A 12796-nucleotide genomic window follows, 5' to 3' on the forward strand; every position below is an offset into this window, starting at 1 on the left:
GTCTTCATGACGCCTTCCTGCAGCTCGGCGGTGACGTTGGAGAGGCGCTGCAGCGGCACCTTGAACTCGGTGTCCTCGTTGCGGCGGGAGATCTCCAGCAGCTGGTTGCGGGTCAGCACCAGCTCGGAGACCATGGTCATCAGATGCTCCAGCGTATCCACGTTGACGCGGATCGACTGGTTGGCGATGCGGTCGCCCTCGCCGGCGGTCTCATCGGCTGCCAACTTCTTGGCCGCAGCCTTTTCCCGGGCGGACTTGGCTTCCTTCGCGGCCGGCGCAGGCGCTTCGGCAACAGGCGCGGGCTCGGCCACCGGCGCGGGCGCCGGGGCTTCGATCGCGGTCTCGCGGAAGGCGCGTTCGAGATCATCGAGCGAGACCTCGCCCGGACGCAAGGGACGTTCCAGGGTCTGGTCGATCAGTGTGCCCGTGGTCATCTCTTTTGCAGCGGCGGGAGCCGGCGCAGGCGCAGCGGCGACAGGCGCTTCCGGCACCAATGGCGGCGCTTCGGCAACGGGAGCAGCAGCACCGGCCGCCATGGCCGCCATGCCTTGCTCGACCATTGCCTCTAACTTGTCGATGAGATCGCGGTCCTCGCCTTCGGGCTCGGCTTCGGTGGCCTCCAGACCTGCGAGGATCTCCTTGATGCGGTCGATCGAGGACAGGATCAGCGTCACCGCCGGTCCCGTCACCGGCATGCCGTCGCGGAATTTGCCCATCAGCGTCTCGCCGGCATGCGCCAGCGCTTCGAGCCGCGGCAGGCCGAGGAAGCCGCACGTACCCTTGATGGTATGAACAAGGCGGAAGATGTTATCCAGGATCTTGGCGTTGTTCGGCTCCTGCTCGAACTTCACCAACTGATTGTCGACGGTGTCCAGGCTCTCGCTGGTCTCCGTCAGAAACTCCCGCAACAGATCATCCATGAAAACAGGCCTTCATACAGAGAGGGCGCGCACGAATTGTGATGCGCCAGATCGGAATGGGGCCAGCTTCACCGCAAAGCGTTTAATAATGGTTGAGTATGTGCAAAAGAACGGAACCAACAAAGACATAAGGCGCTCCGGACAAGCCGAAGCGCCTTGTAAAGGATCAATTAACCGCTGAGCGCTGTGCGCGCGTTTACGAAGCGGTAACGATGATGGCCTCGCCCTCGTGCTTGAGCGACACGGTGAGACCGCAGGCCTGCGCCAATAGGCGCGTATAATAAGGCTGGATCGCATGTGCATCTGCAGCCGGCCCGCGCTCGCCGCTGAGAAGCTCGGAGATGTTCTGCGGCAGACGCGCGTTGTGTCCGGTCGCGGTGATGCGGAAGCTCATCGTCTCGCCCTCGCCGATCGGATCGATCGTCAGCATGCCGCCGCGCGGGATCGTGTGCTGGGCAACGACCAGCATGTTGAGCAGCAGCTTGACGCGGTTCTTCGGCAGCAGCAGCCGCGGCAGATTCCACGTGATCGAGCACTTGCCGTCCTCGATGTGGCCCTTCGCCATGGTCTGGGCATCGCCGAGATCGATCTGCGCGCCGGAGGAACCGGCCGCGCCGAAGGCGAGGCGGCAGAACTGCAGGCGGGCGGAGGCGGTCTTGGCACTCTTGCGAATGAGGTCGAGCGCGAATTCGCGATCCTCGGGCTTGGGATTGTCATCGAGCACTTCGAGCCCATTGACGATGGCGCCGACCGGGCTGATGAGATCATGACAGACCCGCGAGCACAGCAGCGCCGCGAGTTCGAGCATATCGGGAGCGGAAGCGGTACCTGAAGACGGAGCGTCAGACATAAAGGGTTCCTGCAATTGCACGGCGTGGACGCGGCGAATCACGCATGGCTTAAACTGTCGCTGCGGGTTCTATCATTCGCCAGCCCGTGGCAGGAAGCTTGCGATAGGTTCGAAGCGGCCATAAAGCACCACAGGCGAATCAAGTGAGAGACACGAAACTTGCCAATGAATGAGGCATGCAGGTGAGGATCATCGACGGCGAGGCCGCCGGCCGGCTGATGGAGCCCCTGACCGCGCTGGTGCTGCAGGCCGGCGAGGCGATCCTGCGCGTCGACCGCGGGGCGATGCGGGTCGACGGCAAGCAGGACGGCTCGCCGGTGACCGAGGCCGACCTTGCCGCCGACCGCATCATTGCCGACGGTCTGGCTCAGCTTGCAGACGACGTGCCGACACTTTCGGAAGAGCGCACCCACCTCGCCTCGCCGCCGTTTCGCGGCAGCTTCTTCCTGATCGATCCGCTCGACGGCACCAAGGAGTTCGTCGCTGGGCGCGACGAATTCACCGTCAACCTGGCCATCGTGACGCAGGGCGTGCCGCTGCTCGGCATCGTCAGCGCGCCCGCGCTGGGGCTGCTCTGGCGCGGCATCGTCGGCCGCGGCGCCGAGCGGGTGCGATTTGACCGCGCAACCATCGGCGCTGCCGAGCCTATTCATAGCCGCAAGCTGCCCAGGCCTGGCGAGCCCTGGATCGCCGCGGTGAGCCGTTCGCATGGCGATGAGAAGAGTGAGGCGTTCATCGACCGCCGCCCCAACGCTGTCAGAAAGACCTGCGGGTCGGCCGTCAAATTCGGCCGGATCGCGGAGGGCAGCGCCGACATCTATCCCCGCTTCGGGCCGACCTGCGAATGGGACGTCGGGGCCGGCTGCGCGGTCGTGACGGCGGCTGGCGGCAAGGTGACCGACGGCAAGGGCGGCGAGCTCCGGTTCGGCGAGCGCGGCGATACCGGCTTCATCATCCCTGATTTCATCGCCTGGGGCGACGCCGGGGCGGTAACGAACTACTGACTGAGCTTGTCCTGAAGCGCCGGCCAGCGCTTGCCGACTTCATAGAGGAAGCGTTCGGGGTTGGCCGCGAAGGCGTCGCGATTGTCTTCCCGGCTGAACAGATAGAGCCGCTGCGCCGAGATCACGAAGAAGCGCGGATTGCCGGCGATGATCACGCCGCGGGCGATATCGGCGGGGTCATAGCCGCCGAACTGCGGTCCGTAGACTTCGGGATGGGCCAGGAATTCGGCCCGGTTGCCGTCGTTGCGGAAGCGCCAGACCGCGCCCCAGAGGTTGGCCTCGAACTGCGCCGTCCCCTGCACGGCCATGCCGTCGACGAAATAGGCCACAGGGTCGAAGCCCTCGATGGCGACGCCGGAGAAGCGATTGACGACGATCCGCTCGGTGGTGGCCGCGCGCGCCGGCAGCCCGGACAAGCCGAGCCATATGCCCGCCAGAAGGCCGATCAAGGCAATTCCTAGGCGTAAAGGGCTATCTTCCTGCCGTTGTGCCGTCATAGTTGCTGCGGATAACATCCGAGTCGAGGGGACATCCGGCGCAACCTAGGGCCGTGCCTGTTGGCATCAGGTTAAGGGAAGCGGACCGGGATCGATACCAGGGGTTCTTTTATGACTTTCGCATCACGCCTTGCCGCAGCGGCGCTCATCGCGCTGGCTGGCTGGACCGTGCCGGCCTCCGCCCAGACGGCCGCGCCGCCGCCGGACCTGCCGCCGCCGCAGCGCACCCCGACCCCGAACACCTACGGCCCGGACGAACTCGTCACCGCCGGCCACCGCTTCTTCGGCAATGTCTCGCGCGGCCTCGCCTCGATCATCGAGAAGGCGGTCAGCCAGTGGGGCCTGCCGAACGGCTATATCCTCGGCGAGGAAGGCTCCGGCGCCTTCGTCGCAGGCCTGCGCTACGGCGAAGGCACGCTCTACACCAAGAACGCCGGCGACCTGCGCGTCTACTGGCAGGGTCCCTCGCTCGGCTTCGACTGGGGCGGCGACGGCGCGCGCACCATGACGCTGGTCTATAACCTGCCCGCCACCAACGCGATCTACCAGCGCTTCGCCGGCATCGACGGCTCGGCCTATATCATCGGCGGCTTCGGCATGACGGCGCTGACCGCCAACAACATCGTGCTGGTGCCGATCCGCTCCGGCCTGGGCTTACGCCTCGGCGCCAATATCGGCTACTTGAAGTACACGCCGCGAGCGACCTGGAACCCGTTCTAGCGCTCCCCTCCCCGGTCAAGTCCCGGATTCACGTTAACAACAGGGCGGGGCTGGCTTTTTGCCGGCCCGCCATGCATTGTCCTTGGTAAATTCTTCCTTGTTTCTCGGAGTTTGACCCATGGTCGAACCGATCATGTACCTGGCGATCGGTTTCCTGCTGTCGATGCTGTGCGGGCTCGCCATCGTGCCGCTGGTGCATAACCGCGCGGTGCGCCTGACCACGCGCCGGCTCGAGGCGGCAACGCCGCTGTCGATGGCGGAGATCCAGGCCGACAAGGACCAGCTCCGCGCCGAGTTCGCCATGTCGGCGCGCCGGCTCGAGATGAGCGTCGACCAGCTCAAGAACAAGACCACGAGCCAGCTCGCCGAGCTCGGCAAGAAGAGCGACGCCATCAACCGCATGAAGATCGAGCTCGGCGAGAAGAACGCCACGATCTTCGCGCTCGAGGCGCGCGAGAAGGCGGTGAAGGAGCAGCTGCGCGCTACCGAGGAAGAGTTCAACGCCAAGACCGAATTGTTGCGCGAGGCCGAGATCGCGCTCAGCAACAAGCAGGCCGAGCTCGCCAAGATCAACTCCGAACTGTCCGACCGTTCGATGATGGCGGAGACCCGCCAGGTCGAGCTGGTCGCGGTTCGCGCGCAGATCGAGGAATTGAAGAACCGCGTCGGCGATGCCGAGAAGGAATTCACCGCGACCCAAGCGCGGCTGGCGCAGGAGCGTACGGAATCGGAAGCCGCCACGCGCGAGCTCGGCGATGCCCGCGGCCGCGTCGAGAATCTGAGCCAGCGCGTCACCGAGCTCGATCGCCAGCTGATCGTGCAGGTGAAGGAAGCCGAGATGCTGTCGAGCCGCGTCGCCGACCTCGAAGGCCGCCTCGCCACGCAAGGCAAGCTGCTGGCCGAGCGCGAGTACGAGAACAACCAGCTGCGCCAGACCAACGATGCATCCGAGCGCACCATCAAGGACCTGCGCGTCGAGATCGCCGCCTTGAGCGGCGGCAAATCGTCCGCCGCGATGGAGACGCTGCGCACCGAGAAGGCCGCGCTGGAAGAGCAGCTGCGCGCCGCGCGTGACGAGCGCGCGAAACTCCAGCGCGACATCAATGCGATCCAGCAGCAGGCGGAGAGTTCCTGGGCGACCGAGCGCATGGAGAACGCGCTGCTGCGCGAGCGCATCAACGACATCGCCGCCGAGGTGGCAAAGCTCGCGATGCAGCTCGAGGGCCCGAACTCGCCGATCGAGGCGCTGCTGGCGGCCGAGGCCGGCCAGCCGCCGAAGCCGGCCGCCCGCCCCGCCAATGGCACCGCGGCCACTCTCCCCGAGAGTGGCGGAACGCTCGCCGAGCGCATCCGCGCGCTGCAGGCCCACGCCTCCCGCGCCCGCCAGCAGGGCGCCTGAGCGGAAAAACTTGACACCTTGGGCCCGCACTTCTAAATCGCGGGCTCCGATGCGCCGGCCGGCCGACAAGGTCCGGCCGCCCGCATGATGGTCCCGGGCGCATAGCTCAGCGGGAGAGCGTTCCCTTCACACGGGAGAGGTCCAAGGTTCGATCCCTTGTGCGCCCACCACGCTTCGCCAAAAGGCTTCGCGTGGCGCAGCCAGGCCCAATGATCCAGCCCCAATGATGGCGAAGCGTGTCCGGCGCAGCTCGAAGAGCGTCAACGGACTGGGGCGTCTTGCTTCCGCTCCGTCAAACCCTCGAAAACAACCCCATGCACAGTAGCCGAATTCAGTCGGATCAACGGGTTACGAATTTTCCGAAAAATTCTTGCTCCGTCGGGCAAAACAGGAGCATGATGGCATGGTCGGACAAGCGGCTGACTGCGGCGGATGGGCGATCTCTCGTCGTCATTGCGAGCGCAGCGAAGCATCCAGAAATCCCTCCGCGGACACACTCTGGATTGCTTCGCTGCGCTCGCAATGACTGAGCAAACTTCAAGCGACCCGACTTGGCCTCCATGCCGCATACAGCCCGACGAGGGTCCCGATGACAACCAGCGCGGCGGCCAGCAGCACCTGCAACTCGCCGTCATCCGTGGCGCCGACGGACGACACCAGCCGGGTCACGATGACGAACAGGATGCCGACGGCGGCCGCTGCACCCACGCAGAGATAGGCGAGCTCTCGCGCCAGGTTGCGGCCGAGAAGTCCGAGCGCGGTGAAATACATCGCGCAAGCGTTGGGATGAACGAACAAGGCGATGCGTGCGTAGGGACCGTAGGCGTCGAAGAGCCACTCACAGCGGCCCAGCGCCGCTGACGACGCGACCCGCTGCAGGAACGGTCTGAAGAAGCGAGCCTGCCCGTAGCTCAGAACGGCGCCCACGATGATGGCGAGCCACGCCAGGACGAAAACGGAGGCATCTGCGGGCTTCGGATTGAGCGCCACGGACATCAGGATGAGCGCGGTGCCGGGAAAATAACCAAAATACGGAAAGACCGACTCGAGAAGCACGCAGACGAACATGAAGACCGGAAACCATGCGGAGCCGGTCGCATCCCGGACGATGCTGTTCAAGTCAAAGATGTCAGTCCTGTACAGGACGAGGTACATGCATATCGCCAGTCCCGCCAACGCGTAGAACGGCAACGCTCCCGACAAAAACCGTCTCATCCAACCATCGCGCTTTGTTTCGCGGACATAGCAGGGACCGTCTATATCAGCCCTGCGCGATCGGCAAATCTCGATCTGTTGCGCAGCCGAGCCCGCGACAAAAGCGTCACTCGGTCAAACCTCGCGCCGGACCCCTCAGGCTTTTCTGAGGAACGCATCAGGGGATCGGCGGTTGACCTTGCGACCGGTGCCAGGCGCCCGGTCAAGTCCTATCCTGCAAATTGCCGGGCGCGATGAAAAAACCGAAAACGCCGGCCGTCCTGCCGGCGCTGTCTGCTTCCGCCCGTCGCCATCGCTGTCGAGAGCCATCGTGGCGTGGATGGGTCGTCAGAACGGATTGAGTTGACGATCAGCTAGTCCCCGATACCGGAGGACCTGGGATCAAGAGGATCTGCTAATGAGACAGCAATTTCGATCGCCTGCCGCCAAGGCGGCAAACAATTACTTCAAGCAGGTCCCGGAGAAAGTCGTGACCGATTACGAGAAAGCGCAACAGGCTTTCCACGCGAACAGGGAACGGCTGAAGGCCGAACGCCTGGCGCGGGATGCCGGACGAGAAACCCCATCCAACAGGACACGGTAGGTGTCGCGATTCTACTTCGACATACGCGATCGTGAGCTGCTCGTCAGGACGAAGAAGGCCTGGATCAGTCAGCGTGCCGCGGAGATCGAAGCGGCGCTCTCTCTTGCCGATGTTGCCAGCCAGCTCACACCGTTCGCCAGCAGCGAAGATCTGGCCATCGAAGTTCGCGACGCGGCCGGGCCCGTTCTGAAAGCGACGTTCGTTCGCTTAAGAGGTCACCCGATCAATTGAAAATCCAATTGAACTTGGCAGACTCGTCGATCTCCCGATCAAAGCATCGACAGCACGACGATGGCGTCTTCGACCTCTCCCGAAGCAAGGCGCGTGCGCGCCATACGCTCGAACTGCGTCCGATGCTTCTGAAGATAGCTGAACGCCTGCTTCTGCGTGTTGAAGGTCGTCGCGAGCCGGCACATCTGCCTGCTGGCGCCGAAGGCGAGAAAGAAAGTGATGGCTCCGTCGTCCGGTTTGACTCTGCGCGCGTCCTGCACTCTCCGGAATCGATCCGGAAGGATTGCTGCCGGCGCCGCCGAAAAAGAAGCCCTTCGAGCGCAAGCCGCCTTTGCCGGAGATCAAGGGCTCCGGCTTGCTTGCGAATTTGACTAGGCTGGCCTGTCGGTTCGAGCCCGCCCCTCATCGGAAGATGCGCGCTCTTGCAATTACAATGCTCGACTTGGCCGCGTCCTAATCCTTCCGGCCCTCATCGAAAAAAGCCTGAACGGCCTCGAACAATTTGAGGCGGTTCTTTTCCATGATGATGGTGTGCGTTCCCTCGGCAAGCTCGACGTAACGCTTGCCGGGCGAGTTCACCAGCAGCGGAAACAGCGTTTGCGCCATGTAGGGCGGCGTGTCCTTGTCCCATTCGGCATGGACCAGCAAGGTCGGCACGGTGATCTTCGCTGGATCATAATAAGGCTTGCCCGCGCCGGAATATTGCTGGCCATCCTGAACGACGCCGTTCGGCGCACGCAGGACCGGAGGTGTCATCGCGGCGCCGACCGAATCGGTGGCGAACGTAGCGTCCGCCCATGCGTCGAACCACCCTGCTGGAATGAGGTCTGCCTTCTTGTCTTCGGCAACGCCCGTGTACCACCTCTCCTTAGCCTGATCTCTTGTCACGGTACGGTAGGCGCCGAGCTTGCCTGGGCCCGCCTGCACCAGGGATGCCGTCTGTCTTATCCACGCTGGCGCGTAGAGCACCAGGCGCTCGACCTTCGATGCGTTTTGAGTCGTGTAGGTCGCCATCAGCGTCGTGCCCCACGACCAACCGAGCAGATTGACACGCGAAATATTGCGACGCTGCAGGACATAATCCACCACCGATCCGATGTCCTTGACTGCGGTCTCTCCGGTCACGATCGGCGAATTGGCCTCGGGCTTGTCCGCCATCTCTGCAGGCCGCGTCGACCTGCCGTAGCCGCGGAGGTCCAGCAGCCAGACGTCATAGCCGCGCGATGCGATGTACTCCATCCAGGACAGACCATCGAGCTTGAGATCGAAGGCCGTCTCGGAAGGATAGGTGGCCCCATGGACATAGATGATCGTCTGCTCGGACCTGAAGGTCGTCATGTCGGCGGGCCGCTTGTTGCGGACGTAGATCTCGATGCCGGGATCGCTCGCCTTGACCATCGCCTCTTCGGTCACGAGCACATTCGATTGAGCGAGCGCAGAGCTGCCGAAGACAACGGCAGCGAGAATACCAAACAGCGGCGATGCCTGCATGTCCTGCCTCCCCTTCTTGTACCCGACCGGTACAGCGCGATCGTTGGCCGAAGCTTAACGTCGAACGGTCATGATTCAAGCGGGAATGGCCCCTACCCGATCGCCAACACCTCGATCTCCTGTGCGCCGGAGCCGACAACATCACCCACCGCCTTCCCCATCAGCGACCTCGCCACCGGGGACACGAACGAGATCGAGCCTTGCTTCGGATCGGCTTCGTCCTCGCCGACGATGCGGTAGGTCTGCACGCGGCCGTCAGCGCGGCTGAAGGTCACGGTGCTGCCGAAGGCGATCGTCTCCGATGACGCCGGGTTGGGAACAAGCTGCGCCGTGCGCAGGCGTTCGGTCAGATAGCGCACGTCGCGCAACGGCACCGCCGACTGCCGGCGCTTTTCGTTGACGTCCTCGATGGCTTGCGCGGCTTCATAGGCTTTGCGCGCGTCGTTGAGCTGCGCCTGCAACGCCTGCAGGCCAGTTTCCGTCACGAGGTTCGGGTGCGGCGAGATCGGACGATCCGGCAACAACGTCTCGGAGGCCGTCTCGGCGCTCTCTTCTTTGGTAAAGGCGACGCTCAATTCGAAAATCCTGTCGAACAGTTTCAGGCGACTGTAGCAGACCTGGAGCACGGAGTTAGGTTCGATCGGCTGCCAAGCGGGGCACCTCTCCCCAGCGGGGAGAGGTCGGATTGCTTTGGTGCGCAATTGCGCGCCAGAGCAGTCCGGGTGAGGGGCGGCGGCACACAGAGGGACCTTAAGCCCTCACCCGTATCGCATCTTCGATGCGATACGACCTCTCCCTCCGGGAGAGGTGTAAGAGTTCCCGGCTCGCATCGTCCACTATATCTCAAGTTCGACGAAACGTCGCAGCTTGAAGACGAGGTCGGGCAGCGCCTGGCGGAACCGGGTCGCGCTCTGGAAATTGGTCGAGAACGGCGCGAAGGTGAGCATCGCGTTCCAGTGCCTGTAACCGTACACGGTGACCGAGACGCCGGAGGCGGGAAAACCCTCGATCTTGCGCAGTTCGCCGAGCACGAGATCGGCAATCGCCGCCGCCGGCAACAACCTCTTGCCGTCAGGCGTCATGGCTTGACTGACAGGCTCGGCCGGCTTCGGCGTCGTCACCACGGTGTCGGATGTGTCTTCGGATCCGCCTTCGAATGCACCCTGGAGCTTCGGAGAAGCGGCCTCCGGAATCTCGACGACCGCTGATGGCGTCGGTGCTGCTGGAGCGGATGGAAGGAAGTCGGCAAGCGGCGGCGGGCCGGCGGCTTCCGCACGCTTGTTGCCTCCCAGGATGCTGCTGATCATGGCAACAAGGCCAGCATCCTTTGCATCGTCACTCATTACGGCTCCCCCGGCTTGGCGTAGTCTAACACCTGTAACGGTGACCACGACAAGGGCCGCAAGTCAGATCAAACCACCACTCCTGCATGGCTCGAGCTCAACCGCGGCGCAACGCGACCAGCGCGCCGCGCCGGTGAGACGATCGGTCACTGCTTCTCGAACGGAACGTATTGCTGATACTCCTTGGGCACGGACTTGCGATAGCGCTCGGGCACGGTCCCGGTATCCATCGAATGTTGCATCTCCTGCTGGTTCATCGCCTTCGGCATCGTCTTCTTCGCCGGCTTCTTCTCGGCGCTCTTCTTCGAAGCGGTCGACGGGCTCGTTGTGTCCGAGGCTGTGCCAGGCGGCGTCGTGGTCGTCGGCGTCGTGGCCGTCGGCGCGGCGGTTGCAGCCGGTGGAGTGGTCGTGGCAGGCGGCGTGGTCTGCGCCAGTGCGAGCGGTGTTTGCGCGATGAGCGCCAGCGTCGCAGCCGCAGCCAGCAAATATGATCTTTGCATCAGAACCTCCAAAATGACTGATCCCCAATCAGGGGAGCATCCTCCCATGGGATCGTCCGTGCAAGTCCGTCGAAGATAGGCGGGGCCACCGCTCCAAACTGTGGCCGGGATCACATTGCCGCGCCGGCTTGCGACGACGCGACGCCCGATGAGGCGGCATTCGTCGACAAATACAATTTTCACGCGAGCACGATGCTCGCTACGCCAATCGCTTCGCCGGATAGGTCGGCGAAGCTGACGTTGCTTCAACGTCGGCTGATGTCGATGACGAGAATGTTATTCGCCGTCGATGCAGGAAGAATTTGCAAAGCGCATCCGCAGGTTGCTCTCAGCGCTCGCCGCGGGAACCGCAACGACGCCGCGCAATGTGTGAAACAGCGCATTGCGAGGCAAAAATTCGCGATCTAGCCTCACCTGCATATTTCATGACGAACAACCTTAGCTTTAGTTGCTTTCCGTCGTAACTTTTCAAGGAGGTTATTTATGAGCAGTCGTCACGCCACTTCGCCCCGCGGTCTCAACGCCACCCGCTCGCCGCTGTCACAAGGCCGCTTTGGCCGCATGTTCCGCACGCTGACACCGGCAAATTTCGGCCCGAACGAGGCCGACAACATCGCCAACCTCTCGGTGCTCGCCGACAACATGGTCAGCAGTTTCGATGTGCCCAAGGACGGCCCCGATGCCGAGGAGAGCGGAATTCCCGCGCTTTATACCTATTTCGGCCAGTTCATCGATCACGACATCACCTTCGACCCGGTGAGTTCGCTGACCAAGCAGCAGGATCCGGACGGGCTGATCGACTTCCGCACGCCGTCGTTCGACCTGGACAATCTCTACGGCCGCGGTCCGAACGACCAGCCCTACATGTACGACAGCAACGGCAGATTCCTCCTCGGCGATCCCCTCACCGGCATCGGCGTGCCCAGCTCCTTCGACCTGCCGCGCTTCAGGGGCCGCGCACTGATCGGCGATCCCCGCAACGACGAGAACAGCATCGTCTCGCAGTTCCAGGGACTGATGCTGCGCTTCCACAACCGCATGGTCGACGACAATGACACGCTCTCCTTCCAGGACGTGCAACAGCGTGTCCGCTTCCACTACCAATATGTCGTGCTCAACGATTTCCTGCCGCGGATCGTCAATGCGACCGTGCTGAACGATCTCAAGACCGGCGGCCGCTACGACCACAGCAAGCTCGCCTATTATCACTGGAAGAGCTTCCCCTACATGCCGGTCGAGTTTTCCGTTGCGGCCTACCGGCTCGGGCATTCCATGATCCGGCCCGGCTATCGGCTGAACGACGCCGACAATATGCTGCTGCAGATCTTCCCCGACCCCAACAACCCCGACAACAACGCGCTGACCGGCTTCCGCTCCATGGGTCCGGGACGCGCCATCGACTGGGGACGCTTCATCGACATCGACAAGCGCGCCTATGGTGTCGAGGACGACAGCACCAATCCCGATAACAAGCGGCGTCTCCAGCTCGCCTATCGCATCGACACATCGCTGGTCGATCCGCTGCGCAAGCTGCCGCCGGAGATCGCCTCCAATCCGGCCTCGCTGGCGCTTCGCAACCTCGAACGCAGCTGGCGGCTTGGTCTGCCGTCGGGCCAGGCGGTCGCCAGGGCGATGCACCAGACGCCGCTGGCCGACGAGAAGATCATCGTCGGCCGGGCCGTAGACAATCCCGATCCCTCAGGTGATCCGCAGGTTCCGATCACATCGATCGCCAACGGCGCGTTCAAGGGCAATTGCCCGCTCTGGACTTACATCCTCGCGGAAGCGCGCCAGTTCGCGACAAAGGTCCCGGTCCCCGCCACCGGCGCGCCGGCGGCTGGAATCACGACGCCGCAGCTCGGCCCGGTCGGCGGCCGCATCGTCGCCGAAGTCTTCCTCGGCATGATGTTCGGCGACGCCTCCTCCGTGCTGTCACTCGATCCGAACTGGGCGCCGGTGACCGGTCCCGATTTCAAGCTGAAGGATCTCGTGACCTACGCGCTGGGTAACGGCGCTCCGCTGCATTGAGATTGTAACGGTTGA

General features: G+C 63.5%; 14 protein-coding genes and 1 tRNA gene. 6 read left to right on the forward strand and 9 right to left on the reverse strand.

Translation table 11 applies throughout. The annotated features are described in order from the left end of the window. Window positions 1-920, reverse strand: a 920-nt coding sequence (locus M2427_RS22345; protein ID WP_280708847.1) for an Hpt domain-containing protein, incomplete at its 3' end; no start/stop codon positions are given. 196 nt (window positions 921-1116) lie between these two features. Continuing rightward, on the reverse strand, window positions 1117-1770 hold the full coding sequence (locus M2427_RS22350; protein ID WP_280708848.1) for a histidine phosphotransferase family protein: 654 nt from the start codon (window positions 1768-1770) through the stop codon (window positions 1117-1119). Between the two features lie 176 nt (window positions 1771-1946). On the opposite strand from M2427_RS22350, the gene M2427_RS22355 reads away from it, so the two are divergent. Beyond that, window positions 1947-2774, forward strand: a complete 828-nt coding sequence (locus M2427_RS22355; protein ID WP_280708849.1) for a 3'(2'),5'-bisphosphate nucleotidase CysQ — start codon at window positions 1947-1949, stop codon at window positions 2772-2774. Here M2427_RS22355 and M2427_RS22360 read toward each other — a convergent pair. Then, on the reverse strand, window positions 2768-3289 hold the full coding sequence (locus tag M2427_RS22360) for a YHS domain-containing (seleno)protein (protein WP_280708850.1): 522 nt from the start codon (window positions 3287-3289) through the stop codon (window positions 2768-2770). The genes M2427_RS22355 and M2427_RS22360 overlap by 7 nt on opposite strands. Before the next feature lie 93 nt (window positions 3290-3382). Here M2427_RS22360 and M2427_RS22365 point away from each other — a divergent pair, with 93 nt between their 5' ends. The 3 genes from M2427_RS22365 to M2427_RS22375 all read left to right on the forward strand — a co-directional run bounded on the left by M2427_RS22365 (window position 3383) and on the right by M2427_RS22375 (window position 5560). Further along, window positions 3383-3991: a DUF1134 domain-containing protein gene (locus tag M2427_RS22365; RefSeq protein WP_057748565.1), complete on the forward strand. Its 609-nt coding sequence runs from the start codon at window positions 3383-3385 to the stop codon at window positions 3989-3991. Between the two features lie 118 nt (window positions 3992-4109). Continuing rightward, a complete protein-coding gene (locus M2427_RS22370; protein ID WP_280708851.1) occupies window positions 4110-5390 on the forward strand; it encodes a hypothetical protein in 1281 nt (426 codons plus the stop codon). A gap of 95 nt (window positions 5391-5485) precedes the next feature. After that, window positions 5486-5560: transfer RNA gene (locus M2427_RS22375), tRNA-Val, on the forward strand. Between the two features lie 367 nt (window positions 5561-5927). On the opposite strand, the gene M2427_RS22380 is transcribed toward M2427_RS22375, so the two are convergent. Then, on the reverse strand, window positions 5928-6605 hold the full coding sequence (locus M2427_RS22380; protein ID WP_280708853.1) for a hypothetical protein: 678 nt from the start codon (window positions 6603-6605) through the stop codon (window positions 5928-5930). 583 nt (window positions 6606-7188) lie between these two features. Here M2427_RS22380 and M2427_RS22390 point away from each other — a divergent pair. Then, on the forward strand, window positions 7189-7419 hold the full coding sequence (locus M2427_RS22390) for a hypothetical protein (protein WP_280708855.1): 231 nt from the start codon (window positions 7189-7191) through the stop codon (window positions 7417-7419). A 38-nt stretch (window positions 7420-7457) separates the two neighbouring features. Here the strand turns inward: M2427_RS22390 and M2427_RS22395 are convergent, their stop codons facing one another. From M2427_RS22395 to M2427_RS22415, 5 genes are all read right to left on the reverse strand, one after another. Continuing rightward, entirely contained in the window at window positions 7458-7679 is a 222-nt protein-coding gene (locus tag M2427_RS22395; protein WP_280708857.1) for a hypothetical protein, read from the reverse strand. 193 nt (window positions 7680-7872) lie between these two features. After that, window positions 7873-8910: an alpha/beta fold hydrolase gene (locus tag M2427_RS22400; RefSeq protein WP_280708858.1), complete on the reverse strand. Its 1038-nt coding sequence runs from the start codon at window positions 8908-8910 to the stop codon at window positions 7873-7875. A 92-nt stretch (window positions 8911-9002) separates the two neighbouring features. After that, window positions 9003-9485 carry a transcription elongation factor GreA gene (gene greA, locus M2427_RS22405; protein ID WP_280708859.1) on the reverse strand — a complete coding sequence of 161 codons (483 nt, stop codon included), beginning with the start codon at window positions 9483-9485 and terminating at the stop codon, window positions 9003-9005. Window positions 9486-9746: 261 nt separating this feature from the next. Then, complete coding sequence (locus M2427_RS22410) at window positions 9747-10253, reverse strand: hypothetical protein (RefSeq protein ID WP_280708860.1); 507 nt, start codon at window positions 10251-10253, stop codon at window positions 9747-9749. A gap of 146 nt (window positions 10254-10399) precedes the next feature. Further along, the gene (locus tag M2427_RS22415; RefSeq protein ID WP_280708861.1) at window positions 10400-10753 is read right to left on the reverse strand and encodes a hypothetical protein; all 354 of its coding nucleotides are present in this window, start codon (window positions 10751-10753) and stop codon (window positions 10400-10402) included. A gap of 483 nt (window positions 10754-11236) precedes the next feature. Between M2427_RS22415 and M2427_RS22420 the strand changes: the two genes are divergently transcribed. Further along, entirely contained in the window at window positions 11237-12781 is a 1545-nt protein-coding gene (locus tag M2427_RS22420) for a heme peroxidase family protein (RefSeq protein WP_280708862.1), read from the forward strand. Window positions 12782-12796 lie beyond the last annotated feature (15 nt).

The sequence above is a fragment of the Bradyrhizobium sp. BR13661 genome, from assembly GCF_029892425.1.
Taxonomy (GTDB): domain Bacteria; phylum Pseudomonadota; class Alphaproteobacteria; order Rhizobiales; family Xanthobacteraceae; genus Bradyrhizobium.